The organism is Pseudomonas sp. DSP3-2-3, assembly GCF_049898225.1.
Lineage (GTDB): Bacteria > Pseudomonadota > Gammaproteobacteria > Pseudomonadales > Pseudomonadaceae > Aquipseudomonas.
Genome location: NZ_JAFCXH010000031.1, coordinates 1 through 19580, shown reverse-complemented (window position 1 = coordinate 19580; position 19580 = coordinate 1). Strand labels below are relative to the sequence as shown.

Genomic DNA, 19580 nt, shown 5'->3' with positions numbered 1-19580 from the left:
TCCTTCAAACAGTTTTCGGGGTCAGGCGCTCGAACAGCGCTTCAATCGTGTTGAAACGCTCTTCCGGGCGTTCCATCGGCACCATGAATTTGAACATCGTGGCACCTTCGAATTTGTAACGGTTGGGTTGCCCCTGAATCAGCTTGATCAGCGTCAGCGGGTCCACGGGTGTGTCGGCCGCGAACTCGATGCGCCCACCTTGTGGTCCGCCATCGACCTTTTTGATGCCCAGCTGCTCGGCGTGCAATTTGAGCAACGTGATACGCACCAGATTTTTGGTCGGTTCCGGCAACAGCCCGAAACGGTCGATCATTTCTACCTGCAAATCCTTGAGGCTGTCCTCGTCGGCGGCATTGGCGATGCGCTTGTAAAGGATCAACCGCGTATGGACATCCGGCAGATAGGCTTCGGGAATCAACGCTGGCAGACGCAGGTTGATTTCCGGTCCGCCACCCAACGGCTGGTCCAGGTTCGGCTGCTCGCCCTTGCGGATCGATTTGACCGCCCGCTCAAGCATTTCCATATACAGCGTAAAACCTACCGCCTGAATCTGCCCGCTCTGGCCGTCGCCCAGTAGCTCGCCCGCACCGCGAATTTCAAGGTCGTTGGTGGCCAGCACGAAACCGGCCCCGAGGTCTTGAGTGTTGGCGATGGCTTCCAGACGCTTTTCGGCGTCCGGTGTGATCTGTTTGCGCGGCGGTGTCAGCAGGTAAGCATACGCCTGGTGGTGGCTGCGACCTACGCGCCCGCGCAACTGGTGCAGCTGCGCCAGGCCGAACTTGTCGGCGCGTTCGATGATGATGGTGTTGGCGCTGGGCACGTCGATACCGGTTTCGATGATGGTCGAGGCGATCAGCACGTTGAAACGCTTGTGATAGAAGTCGCTCATCACCTGTTCGAGATCACGTTCGCGCATCTGGCCGTGGCCGATGCCGATACGGGCTTCCGGCACCAGTTCCGCGAGGTCAGCGGCGCATTTCTCGATGGTTTTCACATCGTTGTGCAGGTAATAGACCTGGCCGCCGCGCAACAGCTCACGCAGCAAGGCTTCCTTGACCGTGGGCTTGTTGTGTTCCATGACAAAGGTGCGCACCGACAGGCGTCGCGCCGGTGGCGTGGCAATGATCGACAGGTCGCGCATGCCCGAGACCGCCATGTTCAGCGTGCGCGGGATCGGCGTCGCCGTGAGGGTCAGGATGTCGACCTCGCTGCGCAGGGCCTTGAGCTGTTCTTTCTGGCGGACGCCGAAGCGGTGTTCTTCGTCGATGATCACCAGGCCGAGATTCTTGATCTTGACGTCGTCCTGCAGCAGTTTGTGGGTGCCGATGACGATGTCGATCTTGCCTTCGGCGAGGTCAGCCACAGCGGCGTTGACCTCTTTGGTGGACTTGAAGCGGCTCATGACTTCCACGCTCACCGGCCAATCGGCGAAGCGGTCGCGGAAGCTGTTGTAATGCTGTTGGGCGAGCAGGGTGGTCGGCACCAGGATTGCGACCTGACGTCCGCCATGCACGGCAATGAATGCGGCGCGCATCGCCACTTCAGTCTTGCCGAAGCCCACGTCGCCACAGACCAGACGATCCATGGGCTTGGGCGCCAGCATGTCGGCGCGCACCGCGTCGATGGTGGTCTGCTGATCCGGCGTTTCTTCGAACGGGAAGCCTGCGCTAAAAGTCGCGTAGTCGGCTTTCGGATCTTCGAAGGCATAACCTTCGCGGGCTGCGCGGCGGGCATAGATGTCGAGCAGCTCGGCGGCCACGTCGCGCACCTGTTCGGCGGCCTTGCGCTTGGCTTTCTGCCAGGTTTCCGAACCCAGGCGGTGCAACGGCGCCAAGGCGTCATCGCTGCCGGTGTAGCGGGCGATCAGGTGCAGGTTGGCCACCGGAACGTAGAGTTTGGCGTCCTCGGCATAGGCCAGCATCAGGAATTCGGCGACCTGGTTCTCGACTTCCAGCGTCGCCAGCCCGAGGTAGCGACCGACGCCGTGATCGATATGTACCACCGGCGCGCCTTCGCGCAGCTCGGTGAGGTTTTTGATCACCGCATCGTTGTTGCCGCCGTCGGTACGTTTCTCCCGGCGGCGGCGCTGCATGACGCGCTGGCCGAACAACGGGCTCTCGGCGATCAGCGCCAGGGCCGGTTGTTCGAGGACCAGGCCTTCATCCAGCGGCGCGATGGTGATCGACAGGCGTTCCTTGCCCTCGACGAAGTCGTTCCAGCTGTCCACGGTTTTCGGGCGCAGCTTCAGACGTTCCAGCAGTTCCAGCAGGACTTCCCGGCGTCCGGCAGACTCGGCGGTGAACAGCACGCGGCCGGGGAATTCATCGAGAAATTTCGCCAGGGCCGCCAATGGCTGGTTGGCCTTGGCTTCGATGGCCAGATCCGGCAACAGCTGCGCCGGGAATCGCTCGCGACCTGCGCCAGCGTCCACGTCCTGCTGGCTGGCAACCACGCGCGGCCAGTTTTTCAGGCGCGCAAAACAGTCTTCAACCGGCAGGAATAATTCGGCCGGTGGTAATAAAGGACGCTCCGGGTCGACACGACGCTCTTCGTAGCGGCCGCGCACGTCATTCCAGAAGTTTTCTGCCGCCTGTTCGATGCCCGGCAGCGAGAACACCTGGGTGTCCTGGGGCAGGTAATCGAACAGGGTCGAGGTTTCTTCGAAAAACAGCGGCAGGTAATACTCGATACCGGCCGGGGTAATGCCGCTGCTCAGATCCTGAAAGATCGGGCAGCGTCGGAAGTCCACGTCGAAGCGTTCGCGAAAACGCGCCTTGAAGCGGGTGACTTCTTCCTTCTGCAGCGGGAATTCCCGCGCGGGCAGCAGGCGCACCGATTGAACCTTGTCGATGGAACGCTGGGTTTCCGGGTCGAAGGTGCGCAGGGTTTCGATTTCGTCGTCGAACAGATCGATCCGGTACGGCAGTTTACTGCCCATCGGGAACAGATCGATCAGGTTGCCGCGTACCGTGAATTCACCGTGCTCGTACACCGTGTCGACATAACGATAGCCGCTGGCCTCAAGCCGCGAACGCATCACTTCGATATCGAGTTTCTGGCCGATATCCAGCACCAGGCTGCTGCCGAGCAGGAATTTGGTCGGCGCCAGGCGGTGTAGGGCGGTGGTGATTGGCACTACCAAAACGCCATGTTCCAGCTCGGGCAAGCGATAAAGGCTGGCGATGCGCTGGGAAATGATGTCCTGGTGCGGCGAGAACAAATCGTAGGGCAGCGTTTCCCAATCCGGAAAGTGCAGGACCGGAAGGCTGGGCGCGAAGAACTTCAACTCCTGCTCCAGCCGCTCGGCGCTCTGGCTGTCGGCGGTCAAAAGCAGGGTAAAGCGCTTGGCGGCGCTGGCAGCCTCGGCAATGGCCAGGCTCAGGGCGGCACCGGGAAGATTGCCCCAGTGTTGTTTGCCTGCAGCAGCAGGAAGAAGCGGTAGGCGCAGAACGGGCACGGAAGATAGAGCTCCAAGCGTTGCGACGGGGCGGCGATTGTAACTAACGCGGGTATCGGTTGTCTGTTTTACGAGAGCCGGAAAAATGTAGTGCCGCGCAATCTGATAGCCGTGCATTGCTCATAAACAAAGGCGGCGGCATAATGTAGCCCCTTTTTTCAGCCCCTACATGTGGAAGGTTCCCGTGACTCAGAAGCCCGACCAGTGTCTTGGTGAATGGATTGATCGTGAAGCCCTAGCCGAAGCGATGATCCCGCTAATCGGTCAGCTCTACCGCAATAACAATGTGGTGAGCTCGATCTATGGCCGCAGTCTGATCAACCGTTCAGTGATCGCGATACTCAAAGCCCACCGCTTTGCCCGTCATCGCCAGTCCGATGCGAGTGAGTTGTCCGTACACGAGACTTTCCCGCTCATCAAGGCGATGAGCGAGCTTAAACTGGGTGCCGCTTCGGTGGACCTGGGCAAGCTGGCCGTAAAGTTCAAAACCGAAGGCAACGGCCGAACTGCCGAGCAGTTCGTGCGTGAAGAGTTGGCCGATGTGGTTGGTCAGCAAAACTCCAACAGCCGCAAAGGCACCGACGTCGTGCTCTACGGCTTTGGTCGGATCGGTCGCCTGCTGGCGCGGATCCTGATCGAGAAAACCGGTGGTGGCGACGGCTTGCGTCTGCGTGCAATTGTCGTCCGTAAAGGCGCCGACAACGATCTGGTCAAGCGTGCCAGCCTGTTGCGTCGTGACTCGGTGCATGGTCCGTTCGATGGCACGATTACCATCGACGAAGCCAGCAACACCATCACCGCCAACGGCAACCTGATCCAGGTTATCTACGCGAAGAACCCGACCGAGGTGGATTACACCCAGTACGGCATTCAAAACGCGTTGCTGGTGGACAACACCGGCGTATGGCGTGATGCCGAAGGTCTGGGCCAGCACCTTTCCTGCCCTGGCATCGACCGTGTGGTTCTGACTGCGCCGGGCAAAGGCAAGCTGAAGAACATCGTGCATGGCATCAACCATGGCGAAATCACTGCCGATGACAAGATTGTCTCTGCTGCTTCCTGCACCACCAACGCCATCGTGCCGGTGCTGAAAGCGGTCAACGACAAGTTCGGCATCATCAACGGTCACGTCGAAACGGTTCACTCGTACACCAACGACCAGAACCTGATCGACAACTTCCACAAAGGCGATCGCCGTGGTCGTAGCGCCGCGCTGAACATGGTCATCACCGAAACCGGTGCTGCCACCGCTGCCGCCAAGGCGCTGCCGGAACTGGCTGGCAAACTGACCGGCAACGCGATTCGTGTACCGACGCCGAACGTTTCCATGGCGATTCTCAACCTCAACCTTGAGAAGTCGACGACCCGCGAAGAAATCAACGAGTACCTGCGCTACATGGCGCTGCACTCGGACCTGCACAAGCAGATCGATTTCGTCAATTCGCAGGAAGTGGTGTCCACTGACTTCGTTGGCTCGCGCCACGCCGGTGTGGTCGACGCTGAAGCGACCATCGCCAACGATAACCGGGTTGTCCTGTACGTCTGGTACGACAACGAATTCGGTTACAGCTGCCAGGTGGTTCGTGTGATGGAAGACATGGCGGGCGTCAACCCACCAGCGTTTCCGAAGTAGAAGTAAGAGCAGCTTCGAGCGCTAAGCTTCAAGCGGCAAGTCGAATGAAAACGCCCCGACCGGGTTTCCGGTCGGGGCGTTTTTGTTGTCGTATTCGGTTTACGGGGTTTCCGTTGGAGCGAGGCTTGCCCGCGAATTGGTTGACGCGGTTCGGCAGACATACCGCGTTATCGTTCTTCGCGGGCAAGCCTCCAACAGATCTGGACGTACAGCCGATGCATTTGCGTCTACTGGAATGCCGTCTTCCCGGCTAAAGCCGGTCCCACTGTGGGACCGGCTTTAGCCGGGAAGGCGTCGGTTCAGACAATACGTCTGGCGCCTGGCGGTTGCCCCCGGACATAGAATCTCCAACAGAAATAATTACCCGGCAGCCACAGCCACCGGCGCTTCCAGCTTCTGCCCACCCTTGCGGAACAGCACAAGCGTCGCCACCAGACCCAGAATCGCCGCGCCGGTCAACCAGATGCCCGGTGCTGCCTTGTTGTCCAGCACATGGATCAGGTAGGTACAGGCCGCCGGGGTAAAGCCACCAAAGGTTGCCGTCGCCAGGCTATAGGCCAGCGAGAAGCCCGTGGTGCGTACGGCAACCGGCATGATTTCGGTCAGCGCCACGACCATGGCGCCGTTGTACGAACCGTAAAGGAACGACAACCACAACTCGACCATCAACAGATTGCCGAAGCTTGGATGGGCGACCAGCCATGACAGGGCAGGGTAGGCCGTGGCAATCGCGAGAACGGTTGCGCCCACCAACAACGGCTTGCGGCCGATACGATCAGAAAACGCGCCCATCACCGGCAGCCAGATGAAGTTCGAGATCCCGACACACACGGTCACGATCAAGCTGTCGAGGTCGGACAGGTGCAGTTCGTTTTTACCGAAGGTCGGCGTATAGGCGGTGATCAGGTAGAACGAAACCGTGGTCATGATCACCAGCGCCATGCCGCCTATCACCAGTCCGAAGTTCTGGCCGATGGAACGCACCACTTCGCTCAGGGTAGGTCGATGGGTGCGAGCCTGGAATTCCGGGGTTTCTTCCATTGAGCGGCGGATCACGAAAATCACCGGAACGATCAGGCAGCCAATCAGGAACGGCACGCGCCAGCCCCATTCACCCATTTGCTCAGGGCTGAGCCAGTGATTTAAACCCACGCCCAGCAGACCGGCGAACACCACCGCTGCCTGCTGGCTTGCGGACTGCCAGCTGACGAAAAAGCCCTTGCGACCCGGCGTGGAGATTTCCGCCAGGTACACCGAAACACCACCCAGTTCCACGCCAGCCGAGAAACCTTGCAGCAAACGACCCAGCAGGACTAACAGAGGTGCCGCGACGCCAAGCGTTGCGTAACCCGGAACGCAGGCAATCAGCACGGTGCCCATGGCCATCATTGCCAGGGTAACCACCAGACCTTTTTTGCGGCCGTGACGGTCGATGTAGGCACCGAGAAAGATTGCCCCCAGCGGGCGCATGAGGAAGCCGGCACCAAAGGTTGCCAGCGAAAGCATCAGGGAGGCGAATGCACTGTCGGTTGGGAAGAAGGTTTTGGCGATGGCCGTGGCGTAGAAGCCGTAGACCATGAAGTCGAACATTTCAAGGAAGTTGCCGCTGACAACGCGAAAAATCGCCTTGCCCTTGCCTGTATTGGAGGCCATTGGAATTACTCGCTTAGGCTTTATTTCTAGGGGATCCGTTGTATTTATGTCCTGTTTGCACCGGCCAAGGCTCCTGCCTGCACGCGAAGCATATTTGTAACAATATGTGTATTGGCCTGCAATGACAACCATCCGCCCTGCATCGCGCATTTTCAAACCACGGTTTTGGCGCCGCGCGATGCGGTATTTGTTTAGCGCGCACCGCGCCCGCCGATGGGTTTAGCTTCTGTGAAATTGCCCACGGCCTCAGGCCCTGGTGGGTGGTCATTCACAAGCAAGCTGGAATCTCATGACTATTGCCTTAGATGTTGCAGAACACTTTGCCAGCCGTCCCACGCTGCGCAGCGTCGTCACCGCCGCTTTGAGTGACGGGTTGCGCGAGCTGTATCCGACGCTGCTCATCGATCCGGAAGTTGCAGCCGTCGCGCATGCGGCAAAAAACCTTACCGATTGCCTGCTGGATCATTTCGCCGCGCAATCCACCGTGAACTGGCGTGCGGAGCAGACCACGCTGCTGTCCCGATCAGAAGCCGCCACGCCACTGCCGGTAGATATCGAGCAGGTCGGCGCCCTCATGGATCGGCTGGCCCTGGGCTTGTTCGAGTCTTACAAACAGGCCCTGGTGGATTACTGGCACAACTGCGCCAACGACAGTCCTGGCTGCCAGAATCGCTGGGGCTGGTTGGCGGAGCGAGTCAGGCAGCAAATCATCGACATGCTGGACACAACTCCCCCGCAACCTGCTGATGCCGAAAGTCGACAGGTGCTGCGGGACATCACCCTTTTTCCATTGAGACTCGACCGACAGCTGACGTTGGTACGCGCCTCTTCACCTAGGGTCTGCGTTGTTCAGCTACAGACAGGGGAGCAAGCGGCCGGCAGCGTGCTGCTGCCCGCCTTGGTGATTTTCAGTGGCGAGCGAGTCCTCGTGTATGGGTTGTCGGGACGCTGCGAAGCCTGGCCCTCGCTACCGGCATGGGAGCAGAGTCTCGCGCAACTGTCAGCGGTACAGCACGTGGTCCGCGAAGTGCAATGGACGGCCTACGAGCCAGAGGACGACATCTTCGACGTGCTGACCCAGGCGCTTCTCGAAAGCCAGCTTGCTGAGATACAGCGCCTCAAGAGCGACCATTCATATGACCTCGGCAGCCTGGAGCAGTCACTGGCAGCGCTAACCGACGTCAGCGGTTGGTTCAAGCCTGAACCAGAGCGGACGAATCCGCCGCTGGTGAGCATTGACCGTCTACCGTCTTGGCTGAAAACCGCATCGCAGGTTGATCGTACTGATTACAGCCGCCTGCTCACTGCTCTGGCGGTTACCCAGCAGCGGGCCAACGGCAAATCCTTTGATGACGATCTGCCGCCGATTCTTGAGTTTGCCAGCACCGCATTGACGCAGGAGATCCGCAAGGATCACCCAGATGCCGTGGATTTTTCCGTCGGGCAGGTTCAGGTACGGATTGATAAGGTCGTGGCCGAGACGGTTCCGGGTGGTGGTCAGCCGTTTGCAGTAGGCAGTATTGAACCGGTTTACATGACGCTCCCCGAATTCGCCCTGGAAAATCTAGCGGGCTTGCCCGCCGGGAACATCACGCTGGATCGCACCGATTCAGGGGAATTGCCGGCCTGGATGAACGCCGACTACCTGAAGCAGCTCGTCACACGTGCTGATATCGGTCAGGTTTATCCAGACTTGCTCAAGCACTATCTGGTCACCGATACAGCCGAAGCGCTGCGGCGGCAGCGCTTGTTTGCCGATCAGCTGCGACTGCAACTGCCACTGCTGGCGCTGGAGCAGAAGATCAAAGGGCAGTTGAGTCTGCCTGCCTGGCATATGGTTGACGCCATCATGAAACCGCTTGTGACCGAGCGCAGAATGGGCGCCCAGCCCATCGTTTTGCGTCCATTGGCATTCGTTCGCGCTCACGGGCAGAGCGCTGATGTCGTCGCTAATACATTTGTCATCGGACCCGCCGACACCACTGCCGGCCCGTACGTGCTCTATCAGCCTCTGGCCCGCGCCACCCTGACCGAGTTTCCGGGTTGGTCGGCGCTGCTTGCGGCCATAACGCAACCCGGCACATTGCAGAACACCGTCCTGGCCTGGCTGAGTGACGCTGCACGTCCGATTTATGCCAACGGCGGTTTCGTCGAACCACATATTCTCCGATTTGGCCTCGGTTCCGAGTTCGCGCCATTGGAACGTCCTCAGGCGGCGGTGCTGGATACCGATTGGGTCCGCGAAGATATTTTAAGCACGCTGTTCAGCGCCAACGCCCGAGCACTGATCGAGTTGGCGGATCGCAGCGCGATTTCCAATGCGCAAAGCCGCTGGATGACGCTGAAGGAAGGCGGCTGGCTGTTGCTCAGCACGTTGCTGCCGCTGGTTGGCGGTTCAGTCGCCAATGCATTGTGGCTCGGTCAATTGTTGTCCGGGGTCAATCAGATGCTCAACACACCCACTACAGCTGATGCCCGGGTACGCTCGGCAATGCTCGCCGATCTGCTGCTCAATATTTCGTTGTTGCTGCTGCATCACGGTCTTGCCCGGCGCGGCGCGGCGCGTTGGAGGTTGCCTGCGGCCACACATCTGTTGGCGGAGTCCAGGCCCTCTGACCCGGTCGTCGTTCATCAGGCTGCGCCGCATGGGAATGCATTGCTGGCCGATGCGCCAACCTATCTGGATTTCTCCTGGTCCCGTCCGGTCAATCGACTCACCGAGCGACAAAACAGGCAGCTGGCACGGTTCAAATACTGGCCTCACCCGGCTCTCGGGCAAAAAATGACCAGTGGGCGCTATTCCGGGCTCTATGCCTATAAAGATGAATGGCTGGTCTGGGTCGATACCGATCTGTTCCGCGTGATCGTTGATGAAGAGGGCGTACTCGTTGTGCGTCCCAACGACCCATCATCCAGTGGACCACGTCTGGTGCAGGACGCAGAACACTGGCGCTTCGATCTCGGCTTGCGTTTGCGTGGCGGCGGCCCGAAAAAGACCTTGCGTAAACTGGCCGAGGAAAATGCTGCCAATTCGTCCCGGATTGCCGAGGGTGCGGCGGCGCTGGTAACGCGGGAGCTTGCCCTGTTCGAGAGAATCGTCGGCTATCACCACCAGTTGAAGACAGCCAAGGGCGAGGTGCGAACGCTATTTCTCATCCGCTGTGACAGCGACTTGCGTGAGTTGGTGGATGTTGTGGAGCAGCGTCTGGAACTGTGGCAGCAACGCAGGCCGGGAAACCGCCCTTCGGAAAGGGAAGAGGCTGAAGAGTTGGAGCATCTGCTGGCTCAGTTGGCGTGCCTTGAATCCCGGCTATTGGAGGAAAATATCAATATAGCCCGAGGGTCCATGGAGAAGCTGCGACTGAGTACGGGCAAAGACGTTGTAGTCGCGGCCAACGTCGACGCCTATATGGACATGTTCAGACAACTGCTGGCCAATCAGGAGCGGGGCGTGCATTGGTCACAGATGCATGAATCGCTATTGTCCAGGTTGCGCAAGGTACCCAAGGTCGGCGAGGAATCGTGGCGTAGCGAGATTATGAACCCTGACCGGCTCAAGCTGCTTACCGCCATGCAATGGAAGACGCAGCGAATGATGGCGACGCTGGAACTGAGTTTCAGCAAGACCAGCATTCTGGACGTTGATGAGCTGAAGATGCTGAAGGGGCTGCGCGTGGACAAGGCTCTGCATGGCGCACTCATTTCCCAGGCCGAGCTGGATAAACCCAATGCATACTCGGTAGAGGAGCAGATTGCGGTTCTCGAAAATGCGTTGCGCGAGCAAGACAAAGCCCTGGATAAGGCAGGTTACGTCGAGTCAGCTGGACTGGCCGTAGATCAGGGCGTGTACTTCGAGCAGTTTCTCGATCAGATCAAGGCGCTGCGCGAATCGACCGAAAGCCGCCTGACCGGGTTGATCCAGGAGCATCTGGAGCCTGCTGCGGCAGTGGTTGAGCGAGTGCCTCGGGTGGCGCAGACCAACAAGAGGATTGTCAGGACCCGAGACCATCGCGCGTTCGTCGGGCGTCTGCGCGAAGGCGACAGCGATTCGCCCGAGCCGGTGGTTGACGTCACCAATCCGCTGACCGATGAAGTGATCACTTCCTGGCATCAGCATGCCGATGGTGATTGGGTGGAAATCGAGACGATACTGCCTGCCGAGTCGGCGCCAGCGCCCAAACCCGTGTTGCCGGCACCGGGCGAGCTGAAGAAGCAGGCTCAGGTCCTGCTGGACGGTGTCGAGCGTTCAATTGCCGTGGCTCGTCAGCAATCCACGCGTGCATACGAACCTGAAGACATCGAAGACATCCTGGTTTTCAAGGCGCAAAAACTCACCGCTCTTGCCGAGCAAATGGCGCAAAGCGCAAGCGATGCCCGAACACCGGTGCCAATCTCGTCGCAATTGACCCAGGCAGTGAGTGATTTGCGTACGGCAGCCGCCCGGTTGATCAGTGAAGGCAGGAATCTTCGCGTCACAATGATCAAGATGCAGCCGCCAACCGCTGCACGTGTCAGCTATTTGCATCGGCAAAATGAAGTCAATATTGCCCGCGTTGATGGCCGCAAGAACATGTCCGGAAGCAAGCGTGATGATTTTATTCAGGAGTACTCTCTGCGTGACAGGGACAATCAGCTGTTGTGGTGGGCGCATTTTCATTACGGCGCCGAAGATGCGGATGCCCAGTCCTACACTGCGGCCCACTTGAAACTGCCGGATCAGCGTCTGCTCGGCTACAAGACGCTGGTCCATGTCGCAAAAAACAACCGGGAAGTGGTCAACATTTATCGCAGCACAATCAGCGGGGAGGTGGCGCAACGGTTGTTTCTGGTGCTGACGCGCTGATCCGTGGGCAGGCCTTGTCCGCACATCTGTGGGCAAGGCTCGCTCCTGGCCTTTTTCGATCTCATATCGTTTCGTTGAACAGGGCGGTCTCTTGAACTTGCGGAAACTGGATTGGCTGCGCGGTTGTGCATTCGGATTGTTGTCAGCTGGCCTGGCGGGTTGTGATTCAGGAGCTGATCCAGGGACGGATGGCTCCCGGCTGGAAAGTTTTGGCGGGCCGACCATGGGCAGCACGTATTCGGTCAGCTATGTGCGTCGTGCCGATCAGCCCGGCGTTGGCGCGGTGCAGCCCGAAGTTCAGGCGATACTGGCCGAAGTCGACCGGCAAATGTCCACCTGGCGCAGTGATTCGGACATCGAGCTCTTCAACGCCTTGCCCGCCGATAGCTGCCAGGCAATGCCGGAACCGGTTCTGCAACTGGTTCGTCTCGGCGAGCAGTTGTCCCGGACCAGTGAAGGACGGTACGACCTGACCGTCGAGCCTTTGCTGAATCTATGGGGCTTCGGCCCGCAATCCCGAGGTGAAGAAGTGCCTGACGCTGGCCAATTGGCCCAGGCGCGGCTGCGCGTCGGTCATCAGCACTTGCGCATCGAGGGCCAGCGTTTGTGCAAGGACGCGGCGGTGGAGGTCGACTTCAACAGCATCGCGGCCGGATATGCAGTTGACCGGATCAGTGCTCGAATTCAAGCCCTGGGTATCAAGGATTACCTGGTCGAGGCCACAGGCGAGCTCAAGGCCGTGGGCAAAAAACCCGACGGCTCGCCTTGGCATATCGCGCTGGAAGAACCCCGGGATGATCAGCGGATTGCACAGCGCGTCATCGCCCTTGATGGTTATGGGGTTTCCACGTCCGGTGACTACCGCAAGTATTTCCTGCGCGATGGTCATCGCTACTCTCACACTCTGGATGCGCTGACCGGGGCGCCTGTGGAGCATGCGTTGGCGTCGGTCACCGTCATGCACCCTTCGGCGCTGATGGCTGATGGGCTGTCGACGTTGCTGCTGATTCTCGGCCCGGAACGCGGTTGGGATTACGCCGAACAACACCATATCGCTGCTTTTTTTGTGATTCGCGACGACAAGGGCTTTATCATTCGCAGCAATCGCGCCTTCGATCAGTTGACTGAAGGTGATGAAGTGCCGACAAAATTGGCTAACGACGCGACCAAGGGTTAATGTTCCCCGCCTCGGCGCAGGTTTAGACTGCGCCCCGAGTTTCGATCCTTCATGTCGCTGGCCGCGATGTGATTTAGCCAGAACTGCCAGAGTGGCAGCTCGGCCTGTTCTAAGGAGTACGCATGGCTGTCTACAACTACGACGTAGTGGTACTGGGTTCCGGCCCTGCTGGAGAAGGCGCGGCAATGAATGCCGCCAAGGCGGGGCGCAAGGTTGCGATGGTCGATAGCCGTCGGCAGGTCGGCGGCAATTGCACTCACCTGGGAACCATCCCGTCCAAGGCATTGCGTCATTCGGTCAAGCAGATCATCCACTTCAACACCAACCCGATGTTCCGGGCCATTGGCGAGCCGCGCTGGTTTTCGTTTCCGGATGTGTTGAAAAACGCTGAAATCGTCATCGCCAAGCAAGTTTCGTCACGCACTGGCTACTACGCGCGCAACCGCGTCGATGTGTTCTTCGGCACCGGCAGTTTCTCTGACGAACGCAGCATCGATGTGGTGTGCTCCAACGGCGTCGTGGAAAAACTCGTCGCCAACCAGATCATTATCGCTACCGGTTCGCGACCTTATCGTCCAGCCGACATCGACTTTTCCCACAAGCGTATCTACGACAGCGACACCATCCTCAGCCTCGGCCACACGCCGCGCAAGCTGATCATCTATGGCGCCGGTGTCATCGGCTGTGAATACGCCTCGATCTTCAGTGGGCTGGGCGTGATGGTCGAGCTGGTGGATAACCGCGACCAGTTGCTGAGCTTCCTGGATTCGGAAATTTCCCAGGCGTTGAGTTATCACTTCAGCAACAACAATGTGATGGTTCGCCACAACGAAGAGTATGAAAAGGTCGAAGGCCTGGATAACGGCGTGATCCTGCACCTCAAATCCGGCAAGAAGATCAAGGCCGATGCCTTGCTCTGGTGTAACGGCCGTACCGGCAACACCGACAAGCTGGGCCTGGAGAACGTTGGCATCAAGGCCAACGGCCGTGGTCAGATCGAAGTCGACGACAACTATCGCACCAGCGTGCAGAACATCTATGGCGCAGGCGATGTGATTGGCTGGCCGAGCCTGGCCAGTGCTGCGTACGACCAGGGTCGTTCAGCGGCCGGCAGCGTGGTGGATAACGGCAGTTGGCGTTACGTGAATGACGTGCCTACCGGGATCTACACGATTCCGGAGATCAGCTCCATCGGCAAGAACGAACACGAGCTGACCCAGGCCAAGGTGCCGTACGAAGTGGGCAAGGCATTCTTCAAAGGGATGGCACGGGCGCAGATTTCCGGCGAGCGGGTCGGCATGCTGAAAATCCTGTTTCACCGTGAAACCCTGGAAGTGCTCGGCGTGCATTGCTTCGGTGACCAGGCGTCCGAAATTGTTCACATCGGCCAGGCAATCATGAACCAGCCCGGCGAAGCCAACACCATGAAGTATTTCGTCAACACCACGTTCAACTACCCGACCATGGCCGAAGCCTATCGGGTCGCTGCTTACGATGGCCTCAACCGGCTTTTTTAAGCGACTCCGGCCGGTGGCCTGAGCCGGCCGGGGAGACCGATTTCAGTAATTCCCGAGCGTGGCGCTGGCCAAACCGGGAAAGTCTGTAATCAGGCTGTCTACGCCGAAGTCGGCGAGCCTGCGCATCAGCGCGGGTTCGTTGACTGTCCAGACCGACACATGCAAACCCTGATTCTGGGCTTTCTTCAGGCGCTCCGGGGTGCACAGCGTCCAGTTCAGCGCGAGAATCTCGCAGCCATAGCTTTGCGCGACCTTCAACGGGTCCAGCCAGGCATATTCGGCAACCAGCCCGCGCGCGATATCCGGCGTCAGATCCAGGGCCGCACGCAAGACTTCCCGTGAACTCGACGTGATGGTGATCTTGTCCAGCAGGCCATGGCGTTGCGCAAGTTCGCGGATCGCCAGCACCGTTGTGGCCGCACGGGTCCGCGAAGCGCTTTTGACTTCCAGCTGCCAATGCTCGAAATCGCATTTCTCGAACAGTGCTGCGAGGGTCGGAATCGGACAAGGATTGACCCAGCCCGGGCCGCCCTTGCGCGCATCATAAGTCACCAGATCCGCTGCCAAATGTTCGTTGACCTTGCCGCGTCGGTCAGTGGTGCGTTTGAGGGTTGGATCGTGAATGACCATCAACTCGCCGTCACGGGACAAGTGCAAATCCAGTTCGCAACGGCGCACGCCGTGCTTGAGGCATTCCTGGAAACTGGTCAGGGTGTTTTCCGGTGCTTCGCCTTTGGCGCCGCGGTGGCCGTAAATAAGGGTCACGTTTACTCCTGGTGGCCTCTAAGGCGTCGTTCTTGCTGCGAGTGCAGTCAGGTCTATCTGGAAAATGGGCAGAATGTTCCGCGATCAGGCGTCAGGCAATTCCTGTTGCTCAAGGGCCTGGCGTCGCTGCTGGGCTTGTCGTTGCAAAATGTATCGGGCGAGCAGCTGACGTTGCGAGTCAGGCAGCTCGATAAACTCGGTGCCAACGTCGAATTCACCGCCCGCCAAGGCATCGCAATGGGTGACCTTGGCGTGCAGCATCAGTGCCGAAGCCTGGGGCATGAGGACCATTTTGATCGACAGTTGCGCATCGACCGGGTACGCCTGCGGCGAGGAAAATTGCACGCCGCCTTCGGAAATGATCACGGGCTGCGGGGCGCCCAGCTTGGCGAGCGCCGTTTGCGCGACCACCTGACCGAGCAGGTCGATGCGCTTGCTCAGCGATTTGAGCAGGCTGCTCAACACCCGGTCACGCTCGTCCAGTTGGCGCAACAAATGCTGGGATTCAAACTCATTGACGTGCAGTTCGCTGAGCAGTTCGAAGAGGCCCGAGGTCTCGCGCATGGCCTTCAGGTCGGCGCTATCGGCACCGGTCAAGTGGTTAATTTCCAGTGCGACGCTGTCCTCGATACGGTAGTATTCGCGGCGTTCTTCTTCATCTAATGTCGACATGGCGAACCCATGGTAGCGGCGGTTGTCATAGTGGTTGCTCGCAGTGCTTGGAGTGTTTTCGAGTGTAGAGCTGCCCGCCAGGACCCGCCACAAGGACGTTCCCATTCCTCCGAACAAGTCCCTAAATGTTCAGACCTCTTTTTGTATTCATCGGCACGCGTTATACCCGTGCGAAACGCCGTAACCATTTCGTCTCCTTTATTTCGCTGACTTCCATGATCGGCCTCGCCCTTGGCGTAGTGGTGATGATAGTCGTGTTATCGGTCATGAACGGTTTCGATCACGAAATGCGTACCCGCGTCCTTGGCATGGTGCCCCACGCGACCATCGAGTCCGCCGAGCCCATCACTGACTGGAAAGCCCTGGCCGACAAGGTCAAGCGCAATCCTCAGGTGCTGGCCGTTGCGCCGTTCACCCAGATGCAGGGCCTGCTGACCAGTAATGGCAACGTGCAAAAAGTCTTGCTCAATGCCATCGACCCGGTTCAGGAACGTAAAGTTTCGATCATCGATAACTTCATGAAGGAGGGCAAACTCGATGATCTGGCCCCCGGCAGCTTCGGCATCGTCATCGGCGACAAGGCCGCGACCAAGCTGGGCGTGAAGATGGGCGACAAGCTGACCTTCGTTGCACCGGAAGTCACGGTGACACCGGCCGGTATGTTTCCGCGCATGAAGCGCTTCACGGTAGTCGGCATTTTTCATGTCGGCGCTGGCGAACTGGACGGCTATCTGGGCCTGACCAATCTGGATGACATTGCCAGGCTGCATCGCTGGAAGCCCGAGCAAGTGCAAGGTCTGCGCCTCAAGTTCGACGACCTGTTCAAGGCGCCGCGCACCGCTTACGAGATCGCGCAAACCCTCGGCGAACACCAGTATTACGCCCGTGACTGGACGCGCACCCACGGCAATCTGTATCAGGCGATCCGCATGGAAAAAGCCATGATCGGCCTGCTGCTGTTGCTGATCGTTGCCGTCGCTGCATTCAACATCATTTCCACGCTGGTCATGGTGGTGAATGACAAGAAGGGCGATATCGCCATCCTGCGTACTCTGGGCTCCACGCCGGGGCAGATCATGGCGATCTTCATGGTGCAGGGCACCGTGATCGGTGTGGTCGGGACGCTCATTGGCGCCGTGCTGGGGATTTTTGCCGCGCTGAACGTCAGTGCTGCGATTTCCGCTCTCGAAGGCCTGATCGGCCACAAGTTTCTCAATGCCGACGTGTACTTCATCGACTACCTGCCATCGCAGTTATTGGCCGAAGATGTGTTGCTGGTCTGCGGCGCCGCATTGATCCTGAGTTTTCTCGCCACCTTGTACCCGGCCTGGCGCGCAGCGCGCACGCAGCCGGCGGAGGCGTTACGTTATGAGTGAGTCGGGCATGAGTGATAAAGCAGTTTTGAGTTGCCGCAACCTGGGCAAATCCTACGAGGAAGGTCCGGAATCGGTGGTGGTGCTGGCCAACCTGCAGCTTGAGCTGTTTCCGGGTGAGCGCGTCGCCATTGTCGGCAGTTCCGGTTCCGGCAAGAGTACTTTGCTGAACATGCTCGGCGGGCTGGATACGCCGTCCACCGGCAGTGTCTGGCTGGCCGGGGAAGAACTTTCGGCGCTGGGTGAAAAAGCCCGTGGCCTGTTGCGTAACCGCTCGCTGGGTTTCGTCTACCAGTTTCACCACTTGCTGCCCGAGTTCACTGCGCTGGAAAACGTCTGCATGCCGTTGTTGATCGGCAAGACCGCCATTGCAGAGGCTCGCAAACGCGCCACGGCGCTGCTGGAACGGGTCGGCCTGGGGCATCGTTTGCAGCACAAGCCTTCGGAATTGTCCGGCGGTGAGCGGCAGCGCGTGGCGATTGCCCGTGCGCTGGTCAACCAGCCGGGGCTGGTGATGCTCGATGAGCCGACCGGTAACCTCGACCATCACACCGCCCAAGGTATTCAGGATTTGATGCTGGAGTTGAGCACCTCGTCGCGCACCGCGTTTCTGGTGGTGACCCACGACATGAGCCTGGCGCGGCAGATGGATCGCGTGTTGCGTCTGGAAGACGGCCACCTGGTCGCCGCCTGATCGCGCAACCCGGCGCAGCTCAGCGCGCCGGGTCACTTTTTCTGCGGCATTTTTTGCTACGGTGTTATTCGAATGTTCCGACCGTTATCGATTTTCATAGGCGCGCGCTACACCCGTGCCAAGCGCCGCAACCGATTTGTCTCGTTCATTTCCATGACCTCGATGATCGGCCTCGCGCTGGGCGTGCTGGCGATGATCGTCGTGCTGTCGGTGATGAATGGCTTCCAGCGTGAAATGAGCTCGCGGATTCTTGGCATGGTGCCCCACGCGGTCATCGCTGGCGTGACGCCGCTGGACGACTGGAAACCGGTCGCTGCCGCGGCCATGAAGAACCCGGAAGTGACCGCCGCCGTGCCGTTTACGGAAATGGAAGGCATGCTGTCCTATAAAGGCTCGATGCAGCCGATTCAAATCAGCGGCGTTGATCCGGCGCTGGAGCACGAAGTCTCCATCGTTGCGCAGCACATCGTGCAAGGCAAACTCGAAGACCTGAAGGCCGGTGAGTTCGGCGTGGTCCTCGGCGAGCTGACCGCGCGGCGCTTTCGCCTCAACGTCGGCGACAAGCTGACCCTGATCGTCCCTGAAATCAGCAACGCGCCGGGCGGCATCACCCCGCGTCTGCAACGCCTGATGGTGGTCGGCGTGTTCAAGGTCGGTGCCGAACTCGACGGCTCCATGGCGTTGATCAACGTGGCCGATGCGGCGCAGATGCAACGCTGGCAGCCCAATCAGGTGCAGGGCGTGCGTCTGGCCCTGAAAGATTTGTACACCGCGCCGCAAGTGTCCAGCCAGATCGCCACCGGGCTGGGCGCCGATTATCGTGCCGACGACTGGACTCACACCCAGGGCAGTCTGTTCAGTGCCATGAAAATGGAAAAGACCATGATCGGTCTGCTGTTGCTGATGATCGTCGCCGTGGCCGCGTTCAACATCATCGCGACGCTGATCATGGTGGTGAACGACAAGGGTGCGGACATCGCGATCCTGCGCACCCTTGGCGCCACCCCGGGGCAGATCATGGCGATCTTCGTCGTGCAAGGCACGGTGATCGGTATCGTCGGCACCTTGATCGGCGGCGTACTTGGCGTAATCGCTGCCATCAACGTCAGCAGCCTGGTGGGCTGGCTGGAGCGGGTCAGCGGCCAGCACATCTTCAGTTCCGATGTGTACTTCATCAACAACCTGCCTTCGGAACTGCAAGGCGGCGACGTGCTGCTGATCTGCAGCGCCGGGTTCATCCTGAGCTTCCTGGCCACGGTGTACCCAGCCTGGCGCGCGGCGCAGATCCAGCCGGCGCATGCGTTGCGGTATGAGTGATCTGTAGGACTGGACACACCAATAATGTGGGAGCTTCCGAGCAGCGCGAGGCTGCGATAGCGGTCTGTCTGACCCACCGCTTCGCGGCCGTCGTAACCTCCGAGCGCTCCCACGAGGTCTGTGTGCGATGCATGCTTTTGTGGGAGCTTCCGAGCAGCGCGAGGCTGCGCTAGCGGTCTGTCTGACCCACCTCTTCGCGGCCGTCGTAACCTCCGAGCGCTCCCACGAGGTCTGTGTCCGATGCATGCTTTTGTGGGAGCTTCCGAGCAGCGCGAGGCTGCGCTAGCGGTCTGTCTGACCCACCTCTTCGCGGCCGTCGTAACCTCCGAACGCTCCCACGAGGTCTGTGTGCGATGCATGCTGAAGTGCACCCCAAAAGTTGGACACCCATCCAACCTCTGGGGTGTTTTTCATGAGCAAGTACACAACACAATTCAAGCTGTCCGCCATCGAAGCCTTTCTTGAACGAGGCAGAGGCT

The 19580-nt window shown here is 59.4% G+C and carries 11 protein-coding genes; 7 read left to right on the top strand and 4 right to left on the bottom strand.

From position 1 onward, the window contains the following. Positions 1-4: 4 nt before the first annotated feature. Positions 5-3457 carry a transcription-repair coupling factor gene (gene mfd / locus ACP7E4_RS25670; RefSeq protein WP_426119615.1) on the bottom strand — a complete coding sequence of 1151 codons (3453 nt, stop codon included), beginning with the start codon at positions 3455-3457 and terminating at the stop codon, positions 5-7. A gap of 169 nt (positions 3458-3626) precedes the next feature. Between mfd and ACP7E4_RS25665 the strand changes: the two genes are divergently transcribed. Next, on the top strand, positions 3627-5090 hold the full coding sequence (locus tag ACP7E4_RS25665; protein WP_426119613.1) for a glyceraldehyde-3-phosphate dehydrogenase: 1464 nt from the start codon (positions 3627-3629) through the stop codon (positions 5088-5090). Between the two features lie 360 nt (positions 5091-5450). Here ACP7E4_RS25665 and ACP7E4_RS25660 read toward each other — a convergent pair whose 3' ends face one another. Continuing rightward, complete coding sequence (locus tag ACP7E4_RS25660) at positions 5451-6743, bottom strand: MFS transporter (protein ID WP_426119803.1); 1293 nt, start codon at positions 6741-6743, stop codon at positions 5451-5453. Between the two features lie 289 nt (positions 6744-7032). On the opposite strand from ACP7E4_RS25660, the gene ACP7E4_RS25655 reads away from it, so the two are divergent. The 3 genes from ACP7E4_RS25655 to sthA all read left to right on the top strand — a co-directional run bounded on the left by ACP7E4_RS25655 (position 7033) and on the right by sthA (position 14280). Next, positions 7033-11586, top strand: a complete 4554-nt coding sequence (locus ACP7E4_RS25655) for a dermonecrotic toxin domain-containing protein (protein ID WP_426119802.1) — start codon at positions 7033-7035, stop codon at positions 11584-11586. A gap of 91 nt (positions 11587-11677) precedes the next feature. Continuing rightward, a complete protein-coding gene (locus ACP7E4_RS25650) occupies positions 11678-12763 on the top strand; it encodes an FAD:protein FMN transferase (RefSeq protein WP_426119801.1) in 1086 nt (361 codons plus the stop codon). A 122-nt stretch (positions 12764-12885) separates the two neighbouring features. Beyond that, positions 12886-14280 (top strand): Si-specific NAD(P)(+) transhydrogenase, encoded by a 1395-nt coding sequence (sthA, locus tag ACP7E4_RS25645; RefSeq protein WP_426119799.1) that lies wholly within the window; start codon positions 12886-12888, stop codon positions 14278-14280. Between the two features lie 42 nt (positions 14281-14322). Here sthA and ACP7E4_RS25640 read toward each other — a convergent pair whose 3' ends face one another. Together ACP7E4_RS25640 and ACP7E4_RS25635 are read right to left on the bottom strand one after the other, a co-directional pair. Further along, complete coding sequence (locus ACP7E4_RS25640) at positions 14323-15045, bottom strand: glycerophosphodiester phosphodiesterase (RefSeq protein ID WP_426119797.1); 723 nt, start codon at positions 15043-15045, stop codon at positions 14323-14325. Between the two features lie 84 nt (positions 15046-15129). Then, the gene (locus ACP7E4_RS25635; RefSeq protein WP_426119795.1) at positions 15130-15717 is read right to left on the bottom strand and encodes a PilZ domain-containing protein; all 588 of its coding nucleotides are present in this window, start codon (positions 15715-15717) and stop codon (positions 15130-15132) included. A 125-nt stretch (positions 15718-15842) separates the two neighbouring features. Here ACP7E4_RS25635 and ACP7E4_RS25630 point away from each other — a divergent pair, with 125 nt between their 5' ends. The 3 genes from ACP7E4_RS25630 (at position 15843) to ACP7E4_RS25620 (ending at position 19101) form a co-directional block, all read left to right on the top strand. Continuing rightward, the gene (locus ACP7E4_RS25630; RefSeq protein ID WP_426119793.1) at positions 15843-17093 is read left to right on the top strand and encodes a lipoprotein-releasing ABC transporter permease subunit; all 1251 of its coding nucleotides are present in this window, start codon (positions 15843-15845) and stop codon (positions 17091-17093) included. Between the two features lie 7 nt (positions 17094-17100). Continuing rightward, positions 17101-17784, top strand: coding sequence for a lipoprotein-releasing ABC transporter ATP-binding protein LolD (gene lolD, locus ACP7E4_RS25625; protein WP_426119791.1), 684 nt, complete (start codon positions 17101-17103; stop codon positions 17782-17784). 72 nt (positions 17785-17856) lie between these two features. Then, a complete protein-coding gene (locus ACP7E4_RS25620; RefSeq protein WP_426119790.1) occupies positions 17857-19101 on the top strand; it encodes a lipoprotein-releasing ABC transporter permease subunit in 1245 nt (414 codons plus the stop codon). The last annotated feature ends 479 nt before the right edge of the window (positions 19102-19580 follow it).